17 protein-coding genes and 1 tRNA gene are annotated in these 18,847 nt (G+C 71.3%); 11 read left to right on the forward strand and 7 right to left on the reverse strand.

Annotated features, from left to right (window positions below; translation table 11 throughout):
* The first annotated feature begins 53 nt into the window (after positions 1–53).
* The 4 genes from AC1UE4_RS07865 (at position 54) to AC1UE4_RS07880 (ending at position 5,094) form a co-directional block, all read left to right on the forward strand.
* On the forward strand, positions 54–1,133 hold the full coding sequence (locus AC1UE4_RS07865; RefSeq protein WP_482916667.1) for an SDR family oxidoreductase: 1,080 nt from the start codon (positions 54–56) through the stop codon (positions 1,131–1,133).
* An 87-nt stretch (positions 1,134–1,220) separates the two neighbouring features.
* Positions 1,221–1,439 (forward strand): hypothetical protein, encoded by a 219-nt coding sequence (locus AC1UE4_RS07870; RefSeq protein WP_482916668.1) that lies wholly within the window; start codon positions 1,221–1,223, stop codon positions 1,437–1,439.
* Positions 1,440–1,528: 89 nt separating this feature from the next.
* A complete protein-coding gene (locus AC1UE4_RS07875) occupies positions 1,529–3,922 on the forward strand; it encodes an AAA family ATPase (RefSeq protein WP_482916669.1) in 2,394 nt (797 codons plus the stop codon).
* Complete coding sequence (locus tag AC1UE4_RS07880) at positions 3,919–5,094, forward strand: hypothetical protein (RefSeq protein ID WP_482916670.1); 1,176 nt, start codon at positions 3,919–3,921, stop codon at positions 5,092–5,094. The genes AC1UE4_RS07875 and AC1UE4_RS07880 overlap by 4 nt, the downstream gene beginning before the upstream one ends.
* On the opposite strand, the gene AC1UE4_RS07885 is transcribed toward AC1UE4_RS07880, so the two are convergent.
* A complete protein-coding gene (locus tag AC1UE4_RS07885) occupies positions 5,095–5,268 on the reverse strand; it encodes a hypothetical protein (RefSeq protein WP_482916671.1) in 174 nt (57 codons plus the stop codon).
* Between the two features lie 25 nt (positions 5,269–5,293).
* Between AC1UE4_RS07885 and AC1UE4_RS07890 the strand changes: the two genes are divergently transcribed.
* The 7 genes from AC1UE4_RS07890 (at position 5,294) to AC1UE4_RS07920 (ending at position 12,380) form a co-directional block, all read left to right on the forward strand.
* Positions 5,294–7,063: an ABC transporter ATP-binding protein gene (locus AC1UE4_RS07890; protein WP_482916672.1), complete on the forward strand. Its 1,770-nt coding sequence runs from the start codon at positions 5,294–5,296 to the stop codon at positions 7,061–7,063.
* A 46-nt stretch (positions 7,064–7,109) separates the two neighbouring features.
* Positions 7,110–8,918: an ABC transporter ATP-binding protein gene (locus tag AC1UE4_RS07895; RefSeq protein ID WP_482916673.1), complete on the forward strand. Its 1,809-nt coding sequence runs from the start codon at positions 7,110–7,112 to the stop codon at positions 8,916–8,918.
* A 72-nt stretch (positions 8,919–8,990) separates the two neighbouring features.
* A tRNA-Gln gene (locus AC1UE4_RS07900) sits at positions 8,991–9,061 on the forward strand.
* A gap of 141 nt (positions 9,062–9,202) precedes the next feature.
* Entirely contained in the window at positions 9,203–9,565 is a 363-nt protein-coding gene (locus AC1UE4_RS07905) for a DoxX family protein (protein WP_482916674.1), read from the forward strand.
* Positions 9,566–9,684: 119 nt separating this feature from the next.
* Positions 9,685–9,981, forward strand: a complete 297-nt coding sequence (locus AC1UE4_RS07910; RefSeq protein WP_482916675.1) for a GlsB/YeaQ/YmgE family stress response membrane protein — start codon at positions 9,685–9,687, stop codon at positions 9,979–9,981.
* 399 nt (positions 9,982–10,380) lie between these two features.
* Entirely contained in the window at positions 10,381–11,955 is a 1,575-nt protein-coding gene (locus AC1UE4_RS07915) for an MFS transporter (protein ID WP_482916676.1), read from the forward strand.
* A complete protein-coding gene (locus tag AC1UE4_RS07920; protein ID WP_482916677.1) occupies positions 11,952–12,380 on the forward strand; it encodes a hypothetical protein in 429 nt (142 codons plus the stop codon). The genes AC1UE4_RS07915 and AC1UE4_RS07920 overlap by 4 nt, the downstream gene beginning before the upstream one ends.
* 45 nt (positions 12,381–12,425) lie before the next feature.
* Here AC1UE4_RS07920 and AC1UE4_RS07925 read toward each other — a convergent pair whose 3' ends face one another.
* Genes AC1UE4_RS07925 through AC1UE4_RS07950 form a run of 6 tightly spaced genes read right to left on the reverse strand, consistent with a single transcriptional unit; the run spans position 12,426 to position 18,844 of the window.
* Positions 12,426–13,628: an NAD(P)/FAD-dependent oxidoreductase gene (locus tag AC1UE4_RS07925; protein ID WP_482916678.1), complete on the reverse strand. Its 1,203-nt coding sequence runs from the start codon at positions 13,626–13,628 to the stop codon at positions 12,426–12,428.
* A gap of 6 nt (positions 13,629–13,634) precedes the next feature.
* Positions 13,635–14,309 carry a potassium channel family protein gene (locus AC1UE4_RS07930; protein WP_482916679.1) on the reverse strand — a complete coding sequence of 225 codons (675 nt, stop codon included), beginning with the start codon at positions 14,307–14,309 and terminating at the stop codon, positions 13,635–13,637.
* Positions 14,309–14,743: a potassium channel family protein gene (locus tag AC1UE4_RS07935; RefSeq protein ID WP_482916680.1), complete on the reverse strand. Its 435-nt coding sequence runs from the start codon at positions 14,741–14,743 to the stop codon at positions 14,309–14,311. The genes AC1UE4_RS07930 and AC1UE4_RS07935 overlap by 1 nt, the downstream gene beginning before the upstream one ends.
* 11 nt (positions 14,744–14,754) lie before the next feature.
* Complete coding sequence (locus AC1UE4_RS07940) at positions 14,755–16,752, reverse strand: amino acid permease (RefSeq protein WP_482916681.1); 1,998 nt, start codon at positions 16,750–16,752, stop codon at positions 14,755–14,757.
* Positions 16,752–16,925, reverse strand: coding sequence for a hypothetical protein (locus AC1UE4_RS07945; protein WP_482916682.1), 174 nt, complete (start codon positions 16,923–16,925; stop codon positions 16,752–16,754). The genes AC1UE4_RS07940 and AC1UE4_RS07945 overlap by 1 nt, the downstream gene beginning before the upstream one ends.
* Entirely contained in the window at positions 16,925–18,844 is a 1,920-nt protein-coding gene (locus AC1UE4_RS07950; RefSeq protein WP_482916683.1) for an amino acid permease, read from the reverse strand. The genes AC1UE4_RS07945 and AC1UE4_RS07950 overlap by 1 nt, the downstream gene beginning before the upstream one ends.
* Positions 18,845–18,847 lie beyond the last annotated feature (3 nt).

Raw genomic sequence — 18,847 nt, forward strand, 5'->3', positions numbered from 1 at the left:
GACCATGACGGCGAGGCCCTCCGGGCTGGACGGACGTATGCTCCCGCGCCGTCATGCACGCCCTGGTCACCGGGTTCCCCGGCTTCATCGCACGCCGTCTCGTCGCCAAGCTGCTCGCCGACGACCCCGCCCTGCGCGTCACCGCGCTCGTCGAGGCGCGGATGGCCGACGCGGCCGCCGCGGCCGCGCGGGACCTCGGCGCCGACCGGCTGGCGATCGTCACCGGCGACATCGGCGACCGCCGCCTCGGCCTGGGCGACGCCGAGTACGAGCGCCTCACCGGCGAGGTCGACACGGTCCACCACCTCGCCGCGATCTACGATCTCGCCGTCCCGCTCGAGCTCGCCCAGCGCGTCAACGTCGAGGGCACCGGCAACGTGCTCGACTTCTGCGAGGCCTGCACCGACTTCAAGGGGCTGCACTACGTCTCGACCGCGTACGTCGCCGGCGTCCGGCGCGGGGTCGTCTACGAGCACGAGCTCGTCCTCGGCCAGGACTTCAAGAACCACTACGAGTCCACGAAGTTCCAGGCCGAGGTGTGGGTGCGCGAGCGGATGCACCGCGTCCCCTCCACGATCTATCGGCCGGCGATCGTCGTCGGCGACTCGCGCACGGGCGAGACGCAGAAGTTCGACGGGCCCTACTACATCCTGCGCACCGTCTCGCGGTCGCTGAAGATGGGCTCGCCGATCCCGCAGTTCGGCCGCGCCGAGGCGCCGTTCAACGTCGTGCCGGTCGACTTCGTCGTCGACGCGATCGCCGCCGTCTCGGGCGACGAGACCGCCGTCGGCGAGACGCTCCACCTCGTCGACCCCGAGCCGCTGTCGGCGAGGGAGCTGACCGTTCTCCTCGCGCGCGCATACGCGGGGAAGGAGCCGGCGCTGCGCATCCCGCCCACCCTCGTCGCCGAGTCGCTGCGCTTCAAGGCGGTGCGCGAGCTCTTCGAGGGCGCGCCGCGCGAGTCGATCCGCTACCTCAACCACCCGGTCCGGTTCGACACCAGGCGCGCTCAGGAGGTCCTCGGCCGCCACGGGCTCGCAGTGCCCCGGTTCACGGACTACTGCGACGCCATCGTGGCTTTCTTCCGCCAGAACGAGGCGAACGCCGCGCTGAGACCGGCCCCTCCCGCCTAGCAACTCCTGTTGACCTTGAGCACGGGAACCTCGTGCATGGACGAACATCCGAGTGCAGGAATCGCGTCCACCGTCGATGCTCGGACCATGACCGTCCCCGCTGTCCGCTGCTCTTCGTGCGAGTTCGCCTGGAACAGCGCCGCGATGGCCGAAGGCCTCCGGCTCCTCGGGTCCTGCCCCAAGTGCGGCGGGGGCCTCGAGTTCCGCCCGGAGGACACCGGTGACCGCGGCGTGCTGCTCTCGGTGCCGCGCGCCGGCCGCCTCGTCTCCGCCCCGCATCTCGTCCTCGGCATCCCCCGCCGTTAGCGGCCTCGCGGCGCTACCGGATGTCGGTCCGCTTCAGACCGACTTCATGCATCCGAGGCACCATCGCGGCGGTACTCTGCGACTGACGCATGCGACCCTCTGCCCTATCGGAGGAGAACGCCGCTCTCGCTCGCGAGTGGCGCAAGCTCTCCCGCGCTGCGACCTTCGTCGCGATCCTGACCAGCCCCGGCGTCTTCGCCGTGTTCTACGGCGCGAACGAGTGGTCGTTCTTCTGGTCGTTCGTCGCGACCTTCTTCGTCGTCATCGCGTTCCGCGGGCTGATCGACCTGCTCGCGCACCGCATGATCAAGCGGCCGAGCCTCTACGGCGCGGACCGCGAGACGCTGCTCGACGACGCCACCGACCGCCGGCGCGTCTGGTTCTGGCGCGGCAAGTTCCGGTTCGTCTTCTGGGTGGGCGGGACGCTCTTCGCCGCCCTCGTGCTGATCGCGCTCATCGCGGGCGAGACGCTCGGCGGCGCGCTCTCGCTGATCGGCGACACCGCGGCGTCGCTGGCGCCGATGCTGCTGATCCTCGGCCTGCAGCTGCCGCTGCTCTTCTTCATCAACTTCTTCATCCTCTTCGGGCCGCTGCTCTTCTTCGGCCTGAAGCAGATGAAGGGCTACGAGCCGGGCGACGCGGACTGGGGCGTGCGCCTCGAGGACGTCCGCGGCCAGGCCGAGCCGAAGGCCGACGTCGAGCGCGTCATCCAGCTGTGGCAGTCGGGCGACGACTTCCGGAAGGCGGGCGGCAAGCCGGAGCGCGGCCTGCTCTTCATCGGCGCGCCGGGCACCGGCAAGACGATGCTCTCCAAGGCGATCGCGACGTCGTTCAACTCGCCGATCGTGACGATGCCGGGCTCCGGCTTCGCGCAGACGTTCATCGGCATGGACGTCGTGGTCGTGATGTTCCTGATCCGCAAGGCGCGCAAGCTCGCGCGCAAGTGGGGCGGCCAGTGCATCGTCTTCATCGACGAGATCGACGCCGTCGGCCTGCGCCGCCAGGCGCTCGGCAGCGGCGTGGCCGGGATGGCGCAGCCGTTCCCGATCCCGCGCTCGATCCACGACGTCGCCTTCTTCGGCGACCAGGGCGCGATCAACTTCACCGGCGAGCTCGTGCTCGAGACGGCGGACTGGCGCGACAAGGTCTTCGCGGCGCGCGCGGTCCCGCCCGACCCCGTCTACCCGCCGGCGATCCAGGCGATGGCCGGGCGGATCCAGAACTTCATGTTCCCCGGCGCGATGGGCGGCATGGGCGGCGGCATGGCGCTCAACCAGCTGCTGATCCAGATGGACGGCGTCGACGAGCCGCCGTTCTGGCGCAAGTTCTGGACGAACCGCATCAACAACTTCCTCGACGCGTCGTACGTGTTCCCGCGCAAGGTGGGCGGCACGTCGCTGCGGATGCCGAGCCCGAAGCCGCGGTCCGAGCAGATCTACTTCATCGGCGCGACCAACGTCCCGCTCGACCGCCTCGATCCGGCGCTCGTCCGGCCGGGCCGCATGGGCCGCCACATCTGGTTCCGCACGCCGACGAAGAAGGACCGCGAGGACATCTTCGACCTCTACCTCGGCAAGGTCGCGCACGAGGAGGCGCTCGACACGCCGGCGCGCCGCGAGGAGCTCGCCCGCATGACGAACGGGTACTCCCCCGCGATGATCGAGCAGGTCTGCTCGATGGCGCTGACGTACGCGCACTCCGACGGGCGGCTCGCGTTCGACCGCACCGACCTGGTCGAGGCGATGACGACGATCGAGTCGGGCACGGCGATCGGCGTCGACTACGGCCCGGACGAGACGCGCGCGGTCGCGATCCACGAGGCCGGCCACGCGGTCACGTCGCACCTCTACATGCAGGACACGCTGTCGACGCGCCTGTCGGTGCGGATGCGCGGGTCCTCGCTGGGCCACCACGCCGCGATCTCGAAGGACGAGCGCTTCAAGGAGTGGCGCCACCACCAGGTCGGCAACCTCGTCTGGTCGCTGGGCGCGATGGCCGCCGAGCACGTCTTCTACGGCGAGAACTCCACGGGCGTCGGCGGCGACGTCGACAGCGCGACGCGCATCGCCGCGTACATGGTCGGCTTCTGCGGCATGGGGCCCGAGCCGATCCACCTCAACGGCAACTTCCAGGGCACCGAGGAGGAGCGCGAGGAGGCCGAGGAGCGCTTCATGGAGCGCTTCGAGAAGATCGGCCTGCAGATCATGAACCGCGGGCAGGCCGGCGGCATGATGGGCGACCCGATCGCCTCGGTCCTCGGCGACCCGTCGAAGAAGCGCGCGGCGGCCCGGATCATCGGCCAGGCGTACATCACCGCGCTCGAGGCGGTGCGCCACAACCGCGAGGGCGTCCTCCAGGTGGCCGACGAGCTCTACGAGCGCAAGGAGCTCTACGGTGACGACGTCGTCGCCGTCCTCGAGGCCGCCAAGGTCGAGGCGCCCGTCATCGACATCACCGACGAGACGATCTGGCCGAAGCTGTGAGCGACCACCGCCCCGAAGACGAGCAGCCGCGCGAGCCCCTCTGGGGCGCCGCCCGCAAGCCGGACGAGGAGCCGCCGACGCGCGACGAGCCGCAGCGCCCGTCGGCCGACGACGCTGACGAGCCGTGGCTGACCGATCCCGCCGGGACGCGGCCGCGGATCCTCGACAAGGAGACGCTGGTCCCCCGCACGACCGTGCGCCCCGCCCTGACCGCCGGCGCCGGCGCCGCGAGCGCATCGGACTCGATGTTCGCCTCGCGCGACGCCGTGGCCGAGCCGGCCGCGTCGGGCGGCGGGATGGGCGACAGCGGTGCGGTGGTCGTCGCGGACGACGGGCGCGAGCCGCCGTTCGCCGCGCGCTTCCAGTTCCTGCTCGGCGCGCTGCTGGCCGTCGGGATCATCGCCGTCGGCCTGCTCGCCTACGGGCTGACGAAGAGCGGCGCCGGCGACGACCTCAGCTCGACGTGGTCGCCGTGGCGCCCGTCGGACCGCGACATCAGCGGCGCGCAGGAGATCGCGGACCACGTCGGGCCGCAGTACCGGCTGAACACGGGCGAGCAGCTGGTGCTCCTCGTCGGCGGCGACCTGAAGATCGCCGACCTCCCGACGACCATCGCCATGCGCAACGACAGCGGCGACCTGTCGCTCGTCGAGGGCAAGGGCGTGCTCTACAAGATGTGCGGCCTCGGGCCGAAGTGCGCGATCGCGTCCGGCAAGCCGTCGACCGAGCGCCACCTGCTGCTGCGCCGCGAGGCGCTCGAGCTCGCGCTGTACTCGTTCCGGTACCTGAAGGGCGTCGACCAGGTCGTCGTGCTGCTGCCGCCGCGGCTCGGCTCCGATCCCGACCAGGCGCTCTTCTTCCGGCGCGGCGACGTCGGGCCCGAGCTGAAGTCGCAGCTGCGCGCCACCCTCCCCGCCCCCGCGCCGACGGTCTCGACGGTGACGCGGTCGAAGGACGCGGCGCTCGTCAACCGCATCACGAACCACGGGCTCTTCAACTTCCGCTACGCGCAGGCGCAGGACACCGAGGTGTACCTCGTGCTCGAGCCGCTCGGCACCGCGCCGGCGCAGACGACGACCGGCACGACCGGATCGACGGCGCCGCAGCAGGCGACGCAGACGCAGACCCAGACGACGCCGTCTGCGCCCGCCAAGAAGAAGAAGGGCAAGTAGCTACTGGTCCCGGCGCTCGAAGCCGGGGCAGCGCGCGACGGGAATCGGCGGGTACTTCGGGTACCGCTTGTCGGTCTTCGAACGCTCGCACATCGAGAACGAGCTGCCGCGCGTATTGCGGATGACCTTCTGATGCCGGCAGTGGTCGCACAGGCCGGCGTGGAGGTTGGTCACGTGACCCCACACTACATTTATTGAAGTGAGGACGTTCCTCCGGCTCCTGACCTTCCTGCGCCCCTACCGGACCGGGGTCATCGTCTCCATGGTCCTGGCCGCCATCGCGATGGCCGCGACCGTCGCGATCCCGTGGCTGACCGGCCGCGCGATCGACCAGGTGCGCCAGGGCGACAAGGCGGACCTCAAGTGGATCGCGGTCGCGGTCATCGTCGCCGGCGTGGTGCGGCTGGCGCTGACGGTCGGGCGGCGGCTCGTGGCCGGGCAGGTGTCCCTCGGCGTCGAGGTCGACCTGCGCCAGGGGATGTACGCGCACCTGCAGTCGCTCGAGCTCGGGTTCTTCGACCGCCAGCAGACCGGCCAGCTCATGTCGCGCGCGACCGTCGACCTGCAGTCGGTGCGGTTCTTCCTCGGCTACGGGCTCGTCTTCATCCTGCAGTCGGCGCTGACGATCCTCTTCGCGGCGATCGCGATGTTCGTCATCGATCCGTTCCTCGCCGCGATCTCGCTCATCCCGGTGCCGTTCGTCGTCGCGATCGCCACGCGGTTCGGCCGCCAGTCGCGGCCGGCGCTGCAGGAGGTGCAGCAGCGGATCGGCGAGCTGACCGCGGAGGCCGAGGAGAACATCTCCGGCGTGCGCGTCGTCAAGGCGTTCGCGCGCGAGGACCGCCAGGCGACGCGGTTCGCGAACGCGGCGACGGGCGTCTTCGACCAGTCGCTGATCGCGACGCGGCTGCGCGCGTTCTACACGCCGTTCATCGCGTTCCTCCCCCAGCTCGGGCTCGCCGCGATCCTGCTCGTCGGCGGGCGGCGCGTCGTGAACGAGCAGATGACGCTCGGCCAGTTCACCGCCTTCTACACGCTGCTGCTGATGCTGCTCGGGCCGATGCGGTCGCTCGGCATGTCGCTGGGGCTCGCGCAGCGGGCGACGGCGTCGGGCGCGCGCGTGTTCGAGCTGCTCGACCGCCATGCGCACATCGCCTCGGCGCCGGGCGCTCCGCCGCTTCCCGAGGGCAGCGGGCGGGTCGTGCTGGAGGACGTGACGCTGATGTACGAGGGCGCGAAGGAGCCCGCGGTGCGCGACGTGACGCTCGACGTCGAGGCCGGCACGACGATCGCGCTGGTGGGCGCGACGGGGTCGGGCAAGACGTCGCTCGTGCAGCTGCTGCCGCGGCTGTACGACCCGGTCGCCGGACGCGTGCTGGTCGACGGCGCCGACGTGCGCGACGTCGACCTCGGGTCGCTGCGGCGGGCGATCGCGGTCGTCAGCGACGACCCGTTCCTCTTCAGCGCCTCCGTCCACGAGAACATCGCCTACGCGCGGGAGGACGCCTCCCGCGAGGAGGTCGTCGAGGCAGCCCGGCGCGCGCAGGCGCACGGGTTCATCGAGCGGCTGCCGGACGGCTACGACACGCGCGTCGGCGAGCGCGGCCTGACGCTGTCGGGCGGCCAGCGCCAGCGGATCGCGATCGCGCGGGCGTTCCTCGCCGATCCGCGGATCCTCGTGATGGACGACGCGACCTCGTCGGTCGACGCCTCGACCGAGCAGCAGATCAAGGTCGCCATGCGCGAGGTCATGGCGGGACGGACGACGTTCATCATCGCCCACCGCCTGTCGACGATCGCGCTGGCCGACGAGATCGTCGTGATGGAGGACGGGGAGCTCGCCGCGCGCGGCACCCACGACGAGCTGCTCGAGGTCTCCGAGCTCTATCGCGAGATCGTCGAGAAGGGCCTGCCGGACCAGGTGTTCCTCAACCGCGTCTCGCCGGAGCGCAAGGTGGCCGGGCTGTGACGCGCGCGTCGCTCTCCCCTGCGCGGCCCGCGGAGGGTCTCCGCTGATGGCCGGCTGGTCCCCCGTCGCGATCTCTCGCGAGGAGATGAAGGCGCGGTCGGGCGGCCGCGGGCGGAAGCTGCGCGGCCTGCTCGAGCTGCTGCGCCCGTACCGCGGGCGGCTGTCGCTGATGTTCCTGTCGCTGGTGCTCGCGACGGCCGCGTCCCTTGCTCCTCCGCCCTTGGCCAAGATGGCGATCGACGACGGGATCGTGCCGGGCGACCTGTCGAAGCTCGACTGGATCGTCGTGGCGTTCGTCGTCTCGGCGCTCGTGTACTGGGGCGCGTCGTACCTGCAGACCTACCTCGTCGGGTGGGTCGGCCAGCGGGCGCTGCAGGACCTGCGGCTGAAGATCTTCCGGCACCTGCAGGAGATGCCCGTCGGGTTCTACGAGCGCCGGCAGGCCGGCGTGCTCATCTCGCGTTTGACGAACGACGTGTCGGCTCTCGATTCACTCGTGACCGACTCGGTCGTGACGCTGTTCCAGTCGACGCTGACGCTGATCGGGACGATCGCGATCCTCGCGTTCCTCGACGTCGAGCTCGCGCTGCTGACGTTCCTGACGTTCCCGCTGCTGTTCGCGGCGTCGCTGGCGTTCCGGATCGCGTCGGCGGACGCCTACGCGCGCACGCGCGTGACGATCGGGGCGATCACCGCGTACCTGCAGGAGACGCTGTCGGGCATCCGGGTCGTGCGGTCGTTCGGGCAGGAGCCGCGGCACCTGCGCCGGTTCTCGGAGCTCAACGACGACAACCGCGCAGCCAACTTGAAGACCGTCTACCTGAACGCGGCCTACTTCCCCGCGGTCGAGCTCGTGAGCGCGCTGGCGACGGTCGGGATCCTGCTGTACGGCGGCTACCAGGTGATCGACGGCGACGTGACCATCGGCGTGCTCGTCGGGTTCATCGCGGCGCTGAACTCGTTCTTCGATCCGATCCAGCAGCTGTCGCAGCTCTACACGCAGTACCAGGCCGGCATGGCGGCGCTGGACAAGATCTTCGAGCTGCTCGACGAGGAGCCCGACCTCGTCGACGCGCCCGACGCGGTCGCGCTGCCGCGTCCGCTGCGGGGCGAGATCACGTTCGACGACGTGACGTTCAAGTACCGGTCGTCGGATGGCGAGGACGTGCTGGCGCTGAGCGACGTGTCCTTGACGATCCCGCCGGGGCAGACCGTCGCGCTCGTCGGCGCGACGGGCGCCGGCAAGTCGACGTTCGCGAAGCTCGTCGCGCGGTTCTACGACCCGACCTCGGGACGGGTGCTGGTCGACGGCGTCGACCTGCGGGTCGCGCTGACGGAGTCGCTGCGGTCCCAGATGGGGATCGTGCCGCAGGAGGCGTTCCTGTTCAGCGGGACCGTGCGCGAGAACATCGTCTTCGGGCGGCCGGGTGCGTCCGACGACGACGTCTGGACCGCGCTGCGCGGCGTCGGCGCCGACGACTTCGTCCGGGCGCTGCCCGAGGGCCTCGACACCCAGATCGGCGAGCGCGGCGTCCAGCTCTCCGCCGGCCAGCGCCAGCTCATGGCGTTCGCGCGGGCGCTGATCGCGGACCCGCGCATCCTCGTGCTGGACGAGGCGACGGCGAACGTCGACCTCCACACCGAGGGCAAGATCGAGCACGGCATGCGGCGCCTGCTGGCGGGCCGCACCGCGATCGTCATCGCCCACCGCCTCTCCACCATCCGCCAGGCCGGCCGCATCATCGTCCTCTCCGGCGGCCGCGTCATCGAAGAGGGCACGCACGACGAGCTCATCGAGCGCGAGGGCGCGTACTGGCGCCTCTACCGCGACTGGGCCGAGCAGGCCGCAGCGTGAGATCGACGCGCTATCCTGAGCGTCGCTTCGCGCCGCACCGTAGGTCCTAGGACCGTCGGCCGAGCCACTTGTTCCGGGCTCGTCTAATGGCAAGACAACGGCCTCTGGAGCCGTGAATCGGGGTTCGAATCCCTGGCCCGGATCTGCTGGTACGTCCGAAGGCCACAGCAGGCTCGGGAACCCGCCGATGCCGTGTCCGGACTGCCACAGCAGACCGAGAACTTCGCGGGGCGGAACCGGCGGCGTGGCGCCGGCGACGGCGGCGCCTGCGAAGCTCCCGCCGCGTGAAGCCCGTCACCGCCTTCGCCGCCGGCCTGTACACGCTCGCGGGAGCCAACCACTTCGCCAATCCGCGGTTCTACGAGCGGATCATGCCGCCGTACCTCCCCGCTCATCGGGAGCTCGTCGCGCTCAGCGGCGTGGCCGAGATCGTCGGTGGTGTTGGTCTGATCGCGGACCGGACTCGGAAGCCGGCCGGTTGGTGGCTCATCGCGACGCTGCTCGCCGTGTTCCCGGCGAACCTCCACATGGCGCTCAACCCGGGTGACTTCAAGTGGGTTCCCGGCGGCCGGAAGGCGCTCTACGCGCGGCTGCCGGTCCAGGCGCTCTTCATAGGGCTTGTGGTCGCCGCCATGCGCGACGACTGACTCGGGCGCCAAGCGCCGTTGACGACGGATCACTGACCGAATGCCGGGGGGCGCCGGGCGGGTACTCCATGCGTGCCTCACCCCGTTGACCTCTAACTCTCGGAAGGACCCGTTACCACATGGAGATCCTCTGGATCCTGCTGTTCGGTCTTGTTGTCGGCGCACTCGGCAAGCTGCTGATGCCCGGTGACGATCCGGGCGGCATCATCGCGACCACGCTGCTCGGCATCGCCGGTTCAGTGCTCGGCTTCTACCTCTTCCGCGCCATCGGCATCGGTGATGACGACAAGTTCGACATCGGTGGCCTCATCGGCGCCGTGCTCGGCGTGATGCTCCTTCTCGGCATCTACCGCGCCATCGTGGGCCGTCGCAGCGGCACGCACGGCGGGAGGCGCACAGCGGGCGCGCGCCTCTGAGACACGCGGCGCGCACGCGACCGGTCGCGTGGACGGGACGCGGCCGGCCCAGCGGGGCTGCGGCGGAGGACGCACCGCCGCAGCCCCCAACATCGGCCCATCGCCTTCGTGGCGATGGGCCGTTGCCTTTCTCGGACCCATCCTTCCCCTGGCGGCCCGAGCGGTCCTCGGCCCAAGCGCTTCTGTTCAGGATCCTGCCCGGCGTCCTCCTTCAAGCGGTCTTCTTCCATCGCCGAGGTGACGCGGTGACGAAGACGGTGTCTTCTTCCATCGCCGAGGTCACGCGGTGACGAAGGCGGTGTCTTCTTCCCTCGCCGAGGTGACTCGGTGACCAGGACGGTGCCTTCGCGACGGGCGAGGTGGGCCGGTTCCGGCCTCTCGCCTGGCAGCATGCGGCGCGTGCCGCGCGTCGTCCTCCTCGCTCTCGCCGTCGCACTCGTGCTCGCCGACTCGTCGGTGGTCACGCTCGGGCTTCCGAGCATCCTCGGCGATCTGAACACGACGCCCGAGGCTGTGTCGTGGGTGCTGACGGCCTACAACCTCGTTCTCGCGATCGCCGCGGTCCCGGCCGCGATGCTCGTGCGCCGGACGAGCCCCTCCGCCGTCGCCGCCGGCGGGCTCGCCCTCTTCGCGGCGGCCTCCCTGATCTGCGCGGTCGCGCCCTCGATCGGCGTCCTGATCGGCGCGCGGTGCATCCAGGGCCTCGGCGGCGCCGCGGTCGCCTGCGCCGCTCTGCCCCTGCTGTCGGCCGCCGCGCGGTCGCCCGGCGCCGGAGCCGCGATCTGGGGATTGAGCGGAGCCGTCGGCGCCGCCGTCGGCCCCGCGCTCGGCGGCATCCTCACGGAGGCCTTCGCGTGGGAGGCGATCTTCGCCGCCCAGGTCCCCGTCGCCCTCGTGTGCCTCCTCGGCTGCGTCCCGTCGCGCGCGACCCGCGAGACGACGGCCGCGCCGATCCTCGGCAAGGACCCCCTCCCAGACTCCCACCCGGCAAGAGGGCCGCTGTGGAGCCGAGCGGCCGGCTGGCGAGATGAGGCCGAGCATCGGTTCGTCCGCGAGGAGCCGCGGTTCGAGCGGCCTTCCGAGGAGCCCTCGCCGGCGGAGCCTTCGCCGGAGCAGCCTTCGCCGGAGGAGCCGTCGCCGGTGGAGACGTTGGACCGCGAGGAGGTGAGCGAGGCGCCGGCGGGGACGCTGTCCCGCGTCCCCGAGGTGCGGTCGCTGGTCGCGCTCGGGTTCTTGGGGGCCGGGCTGACCGCGGCTCTGTTCCTGCTCGTGCTGCTGCTGATCGCCGGGTGGCGGCATTCGCCGATGGTGGCCGCGCTGACCGTGTCGGTCATGCCGGTCGCGTCGCTGTTCGCCGCGCGGGCGGGGCGCGGGCTGGACCCGCTGACGCGAGGCGCGTGCGGCGCGATCCTCGTCGCCGGCGGGCTGGCTGCGCTGGCGATCCTGCCGGGGTCCTCGCCGGCGTGGACGATCGCGCCGCAGGTGCTGATCGGGCTCGGGCTCGGGCTGTCGCTCGCGGCGCTGACCGAGTCGGCGCTCATCGGGCGGACGCCGCAGGTCACCCACGGCGCGTACGCGATCGCAGCGCGGCACGCGGGCGTCGTCGTGGCGCTGGCGGTCCTCACCCCGATCTTCGTCGCCGACCTCGACCACCAGGAGGACCGCGCGGAGGAGTCGATCGTCGCCGCGATCCTCGACAGCCCGATCCAGCCGTCGACGAAGCTCGACCTCGGCACCGAGCTCGCGAACGTGCTCGACCGGGCGGACGGCGAGGTTCCCGACACGGCGCCGGCGTTCGCGTCGACGAACCCGGACCCCAAGGACGCCGCCGCCTACGCCGAGCTGCGCGGCCGCGTGGACGACGAGCTCGACCGCGCAGCCAAGGCCGCCTTCACCCGCAGCTTCCTGTTCGGTGCGCTCCTGTCGCTCGGCGCGCTCGTCCCGCTGCTGCTCCCGAAGGGGCGGCAGACGTGAGGAACCGCGCGCTCGCCACCTCGGTCGTCGCCGCCGTCGCGCTGGTCGGCGTCTACCTCATCGCGGGCGGAAGCGGCTACAAGCCGACCGAGCCGCCGAACCCCTGCCACGCGGGCGGCCCGGCGGGCGTCGAGGGACTGACCGGCACCCTCCAGCGCGTCGGGATCGTCGCGCTCGGCCGCGCCGCCTGCGAGCTCAAGGTCAGCCGCGAGGCGCTCCTCCTCTCCCTCGCCAACGAGCGCAAGCTCAACGGTGTCGACAAGGGCCGCCGCAACGCGGCCTTCAAGAGCGGCCTCGGGCAGGCCATCGACGAGGAGCAGGAAGCCGGCCGGATCGGCGACGCCGAGGCCTTCTTCCTCAAGGGCGCCCTCGTCGTCCTCCCCGTCGACGCGATCCTCGACCGCGTCTTCGAAGACGGCGGGTAGGGGGCGGAGACCGCGGGGGGGCGACGTGCGGGCGCAGCGCGGCGGTCAGCCGTGCGCGAGGGCTTCGGCGTCGACCGTCTCGCCGGACGCGATGAGGGAGCCGGCTTCCTCGAGGTCGGCGGAGCGGCCGCAGGTCGTCGCCTGGACGAGGCGGCCACCCTTGAGGTGGAACACCGTGAACTCGCCGTCGTCGAACGACCCGCGGACGACCTCGCGGTCCCAGCCCTCGACGGCGGGGCCGACGGACTCGAGGGTCGCCCAGTCGGCGAGGTCGGTCCAGAAGTACGGGACGTCGGTGTAGTCCTCGCCCGCGCCGAGGATGTTGCGCGCCGCGCAGCGGCCCTGGCCCACGGCGACCTCGAAGTGCTCGACCCGCAGCGGCCCGCCGTGCATCGCGCTCTCGTACTCGCACATGTCGCCCGCGCAGAAGACGCCGGACGCCGACGACTCGAGCGTCGAGGAGCAGAGGACTCCCCCACGCGGCCCCAGCGTCAGACCGGACGAGCGCGCGAGCATCACGTCGGGCGTCGCGCCGACGCCGATCACCACCGCGGAGCACGGGAACGACTCGCCCGAAGCGCAGGCCACCGCCGTCACCGAGTCACCGGATCCCTCGAACGACGCGACCTGCTCGCCCGAGCAGACGCGGACGCCGTGGGACGTCAGCAGCCCCCGGACGAACCGGCCGACCGACGAGCCGAACGGCAGCCCCATCGGCTCGTCCTCCGGGAACACGAGCCTGCACGACACGCCGAGCTGCGTCAGCGACGCCGCGACCTCGCACGCGATGAACGACCCGCCGACGAGCACGACCTCGTCGCCCTCCGACACGTCACCGCGCAGCGCGTCCGCGTTGCGCAGAGCGCGCAGGTAGTGGATCCCCTCGAGCTGCGTCCCGTCGACGTTCAGCCGCCGGACGTTCGCGCCGGTGGCCACCAGCGCCGCCCGCGAGAACGACACCGTCTCCTTCGACGACAGCGTCACCGTCCGCGCGTCCCAGTCGGCCTTCATGACCGACGTCCGGCTCAGCACCTCGACGCCGGACCCGACTTCGACGAGGGCATCCTCGTGCGACGACGCCCCGAGCAGGAGCCCCTTCGAGATCGGCGGCCGCTCGTACGGCGGGTCGAGCTCGCGGCCGACCAGCAGCACCGACCCGTCGAAGCCCCGCGCCCGCAGCTCGACCGAGCAGGCCGCGGACGCGACTCCGCCGCCGATGAGCAGGACGTCGACCGACCTATCGGCCACGGGAGGTCAGCGAGGCCGGGCGCCGTTGGGCGCGAACTGCTCGGTGATGTCGGACTCGAGGCCCGGATCGAGCACGAGCAGCACCTCGTCGCCGGCCTCGATCACCGTGTCGGCCTTCGGCACGAACCCGGACCCGTTGCGCAGCACGGAGATGATCAGCGCGCCATCGGGGACGGCGATCTCCTGCACCTGCTTCGACGCCGCCGGTGCATCGGCGGTGACCTCGATCTCGATGATCTCCAGCTGCTCGGCCGGCAGGTCGAGCAGATGGACCAGGCCGTACTGCGGCACCTCGTGCTCGATCAGCCGCAGGATGAGGTCCGTCGCCGACACCGCGGGCTGGATGCCGAGAAGCGCGAAGTGCTGCAGGTTGCGCGGGTTGTTGACGCGGGCGATCGTCCGCTCGCAGAGGTACTTCTCCTTCGCGATCTGGCAGATGAGGATGTTGTCCTCGTCGTCGCCGGTGACCGCGATGACCAGGTCGGCGCGCTGGATGCCCGCGCGCTCCATGACCCACAGCTCGGTCGAGTCGCCGTACTGGACCGCGTGCTCGAGCTCCTCCTCGATCTGCAGGTACCGCCGGCGGCTCTGCTCGATCAGGGTGACCTCGTTGCCCTTCTCGATGAGCTCGCGAGCGAGGTTCCAGCCGACCTTGCCGCCGCCGCAGATGACGATGTACATCAGGCGCCCGCCTCCTCGAGGTCGAGCACGTCCGAGAACGCGGTGATCGCGTACTGCGTCGGGCAGATGGTCTCGAGCCCCTGCTCGGCGTACCACGCGGCACGCGCCGGATCGAGCACGCGCGCGATGACACGGCCGACGCCGAAGCGGCGCTGGGCGATCTGGGCGATGACGAGGTTCGTGTTGTCGCCGTTGGTGGAGGCGATGAAGACCTCGGCCTGCTCGACTCCGGCCTCGACGAGCGCGTCGACCTCGAGCGCCGTCCCGACGGTGAACCGCCCGCCCGCGTCTTCCCACGAGGTGGGCTGGTTGGCGTCGAGCCGTTCGTGGCTCAGCGGGTCCTCATCGAGGACGGACACCTCGTGGCCAGCGGCGAGCGCCATGCGCGCGAGCGTGGACCCGACCCGGCCCGCACCGACGATCAAGAAGAACACTCGCCCGGATGCTAACGGGGCTCTTCGGCCGGCGCGGTGATGATCACGCGGCAGGGTGCCTTGGTGACGACGTACTTCGTGACGTCTCCCACGAACGCCTCGTTGCGCCCGCCCCCGAGCCCGCCGAGCAGCCCGCCGCCGCGGATCTTCGTCGGCTGCTCGGCCGCCAGGACGATCGCCTCCACGCCACGCCGGCGCGCCTCTTCCACGATCGCCTGCCCGGCCCGTCGCGCGCGCACCGTCGCGGTGGCGACCTGGACGCCCTCGTACTCCTCCCCCACCGCCTTCGCGCGCCGCAGCGCGACCTTGGCCTGCTCGAGCTGCTTGTCGGGCAACCGCGCGTCGATCGGCAGCGCCATGGGGACCTCGATCACCCACAGCGCCTCGATCGTCGCCGTCGCGTCGCCCAAGTCGGCCTCGTCGAGGCGCTCGTCGCTCGCCAGCCGCCCGGCCGTCTGGATGATGTCGTCGTCGAGCGGCCCGCCCATCAGCGGCACGAGGATCGACCCGTACTCCGCCTCGCGCGCCTCGCGCTGCAGCGCGTGCTGGGACACCTGCACGCGCTTGAAGAGCGGCTTGTCCTCGGACACGCGGTAGATGACGTAGAGCGCGATGCCGAACGCCATCCAGCCGAGGCCGATGTACCGCGCGCCCTCGTGGAGGACGAGCAGCAGCACCCACGCCGCCAGCGAGGTGAACGCGCCGAACACCGCCGGCAGCGGCCAGTCCACCCCGCGGATCCGCACCTCGAACGGGATGCGGTACGGGCGGCGGCGGTCGGGCTCGGTGATGCGCAGCTTGAGGATCGAGAAGTGCGCGATGGTGAACGCGAGCAGTGCGCCGAATGCGTAGATCCCGACGAGGAACTCGATGTCCTTGCTCAGCGCCAGCGCGCCCGCGAGGACCGCGGCGATCGCGATCACGACGTACGGCGTGGCGCGCGTCGGGTGCAGCCGGCCGACGGCGGACGGGATCTGCCGGTTCGTGCCGAGCGAGTACGCCAGGCGCGAGAGGCCGAGCATCGCCGACTGCGCCGCCGCCACGAGCGTCACCGTCGCGAGCACGGCGACGACGTACTTGAGCGAGTTCGCCAGCCAGGCGGGATCGAACTGCTCGACCACGCCGACCATCGGCCGCTCTAGGTACGTCGTCCCGAGCTCGGTCGTCCCGTTCACGACCGGCAGCGCGCTGAGCGCGACCACCCCCGTGCCCACGTACAGCACGACGACCGTGAGGGCCACGCTGAACACGAGGCGCTTCAGCCCGCGCCGGCCGACCGCCACCTCGCCCGCGAGCCCCGACGCCGACTCGAGGCTCGTGAACGCGACGGTGCAGAGCGTCGCGGCGAAGAGCAGCTCGTCCCACGTCGGCGCCGTGCCGAGGTCGACCTGGTCGACGAGCTGGCCGACGTCGAGCACGGTGACGAGGCCGATGACGATGATCAGCAGCTGCACCAGCAGGTCGATCACGACGAGCAGCAAGATGCGCTGCGTCCGCGTCGCCGAGAAGCCGAGCACGTTGCGCATCGCGACGTAGGCGACGACGCCGAGCATGAGCACGGTCTCCGGCACGCCGCTCGAGACGTCGCCCCACAGCACCGCGACGTAGTCGGTCGTCATGAACGCCGTGACGGCGATGAGGATGAGGAAGTCGAGCAGGATCGCCCAGCCGGCGATGAACGACCACAGCTCGTTGAACGCGTAGCGCGCGAACACGGTGGAGCCCGCGCGCTCCTGATGCAGCGACGCGCCCTCGACGTAGGTCATCGTCGTGACGACGAAGAACAGGCCGCCGACGAGGAAGACGATCGGCGTGGCGCCGAGCGCGTGCTCGGACACGACGCCGAGCACGAAGTAGATCGCGCTCGCGACCGACGTGTAGACGATCGCGAAGAGCGCCGGCGACCCGAGCCCGCGGCGGAAGATCGGGCGCTTCTCGGCGGCGGTGAGCGCCTGGTCGGCGGCGTGACGGGCGCGCTCGACCGCCGCCCTCGCGCGATGCTCGGCCACTACGACCGGTCCCGCGCGAGGTAGTAGCGCCCCGCGCCCATCGCGCAGAAGAGCACGCCCAGCAGCACGCCGTTGGCCAGCGGCCCCCCGCCCCGCGCGATCGTGCTGACGAGCATCACGACCCCGATGATGACGAGCGCCACGCTGAAGGCGCGCGTCGCGGCGGCGTGCATCAGGAGGCTCCGGAACGCGCGAGCGCCGGCGTCCGCGCGGGGCGCCGGCCGTCCTCGGGCGTCGACTCGATGATGACGCGGCACGGGCGCTCGGCCAGCACCGTCTCGAGCGTCGGGCCGAAGAGCGTCCCGCCGCGCCGCGGCGGCAGCGGCATGATGATCGCCCGCGCGCGCATCTCGCGCGCCTCCTCGACGATCAGGCGCCCAGTCTGGCCCGCGCGCGCCTTCTCGTAGTGCCCGGAGACGCGGCGCCCGCCGGTGAGCTTGGCCTCCTCGATGACGGCCTGCGCGGCGAGCTCCTGCTCGGGCATGTCGGCGTCGATCGGCGCCGAGTTCGGGACGGGGATCGTCACGAGGATGTGGATGCCGCGGCGGCGCCGCGCCGCGAGCTTGACCGCCGTCAGCACCGCGTCCTCGACGTAGTGGCCGACCTCGAAGGCGACGAGCACCGACTCGTACTCCGCCTCGGTCTCGGTCACCGGCCGCGGGAGCGCGACCTTGACGGTGGTGCGCAGGTCGAGGCCCTGGTTACGGCGGTAGAGCAGGAAGACGACGATCCCGATCGCCAGCCACGCCAGGCCGGCGATCGCCACGTCCGGGTTCAGCGCGGTAACGACGATGAACGCGGCGCCGGTCCCGATGCCGCCGAAGACCGCGAAGAGCGGGACGTCGCGGCCGCGGATCATGACGTTGCCGGGACCTCGGTAGGGCCGCTCGACGTCGGCCTTGCGCTGCCGCAGGACGATGACCGCGAGGTGCGCGATCGTGAACGACAGCATCGCGCCGAACGCGTACATGTTCCCCAGGAAGTCCGCCTGGCCGGGGATCATCGTCAGGCAGGCGATCGTGCCGAAGAGCAGGATCCCGATCCACGGCGTGCCGTACTTCGGGTGCAGCTGCCGCAGCCGGTCGGGGAGCTGGCGGTGCACGCCCATCGAGTAGACGAGCCGCGACACGCCGATGAGGCCCGCGTTCGTCGCGAGGAACAGGATCGTCGCGGCGAGCACGCCGACGTAGATCTCCGCCGGATGCTGCAGCGGGCCGAGGTCGAGCGCCTTGACCACGCCGAGGATCGGGTCGCCCGCGAAGCCACCCTCCTCCTCGGGGAGGCCGAGCTTGGTCACGTACTCGCCGTCGGCCTGCTGCGTGACCGGCAGCGCCGACAGCGCGACCGCCGGCAGGGTGAAGTAGATGGCGAAGACCGCGATCTGGACCCGCTTGATCGCCGCCGGGATCGTCTTGCGCTCGTCCTTGGCCTCCTCGGCCATGTTCGAGATCGTCTCTATGCCGGTGTAGGCGATCATGCCGATCGGGATCGCCAGCGCGAAGTCGGTCCACGTCGGCGCCACGCCGAAGCTGACGTTGTCGACGAGCGTGTCGGGCGAGAGCACGAGGAACGCGCCGACGGCCACGAGCAGGACCTGCGTGAGGAAGTCGGTGACCGCGAGCGCGATGTTCACGCCCGCGGACTCCTTCGCCCCGAACACGTTGAGCGCCATGAGCAGCCCGACGACGACGATGCCCGCGATCACATCGCCCGGCGCGTGCCGCAGCGGGTCCCAGAACAGCCCGCCGAGGTAGTGCGGCACGAAGAACGCCGAGATCGCGACGGTGATCGTGTAGTTGAGCATCTGGCCCCACGCCGCGAAGAAGGACCAGAACTCGTTGAAGGCGCGGCGGGCGAAGCTCGACGATCCGCCCGCCTCCGGGTACATCGCCGTCGCCTCGGCGTACGTCGCCGCCGTGCACGCGAAGATGACGCCGGTGATCAGGAAGACGATCGGCGTCAGTCCGAGCGCGTAGCTCGCGACGAGGCCCAGCGCGTAGTAGATCGACGACCCGACGTTGCCGTAGGCGGTCGAGAAGAGCGCGTTGACCCCGAGGACGCGCTGGAGACCGTGCAAGCGGCGTTGGGCCATCGG

Source organism: Parviterribacter kavangonensis (assembly GCF_056863335.1).

Excerpts from the sequence above, each read along its gene's own strand:
- AC1UE4_RS07865 (WP_482916667.1), top strand. The coding sequence starts at position 54 with ATGCACGCCCTGGTCACCGGGTTCCCCGGCTTCATCGCACGCCGTCTC.
- AC1UE4_RS07870 (WP_482916668.1), top strand. The coding sequence starts at position 1,221 with ATGACCGTCCCCGCTGTCCGCTGCTCTTCGTGCGAGTTCGCCTGGAAC.
- AC1UE4_RS07875 (WP_482916669.1), top strand. The coding sequence starts at position 1,529 with ATGCGACCCTCTGCCCTATCGGAGGAGAACGCCGCTCTCGCTCGCGAG.
- AC1UE4_RS07895 (WP_482916673.1), top strand. The coding sequence starts at position 7,110 with ATGGCCGGCTGGTCCCCCGTCGCGATCTCTCGCGAGGAGATGAAGGCG.
- AC1UE4_RS07910 (WP_482916675.1), top strand. The coding sequence starts at position 9,685 with ATGGAGATCCTCTGGATCCTGCTGTTCGGTCTTGTTGTCGGCGCACTC.
- AC1UE4_RS07930 (WP_482916679.1), bottom strand. The coding sequence starts at position 14,309 with ATGTACATCGTCATCTGCGGCGGCGGCAAGGTCGGCTGGAACCTCGCT.
- AC1UE4_RS07945 (WP_482916682.1), bottom strand. The coding sequence starts at position 16,925 with ATGCACGCCGCCGCGACGCGCGCCTTCAGCGTGGCGCTCGTCATCATC.
- AC1UE4_RS07950 (WP_482916683.1), bottom strand. The coding sequence starts at position 18,844 with ATGGCCCAACGCCGCTTGCACGGTCTCCAGCGCGTCCTCGGGGTCAAC.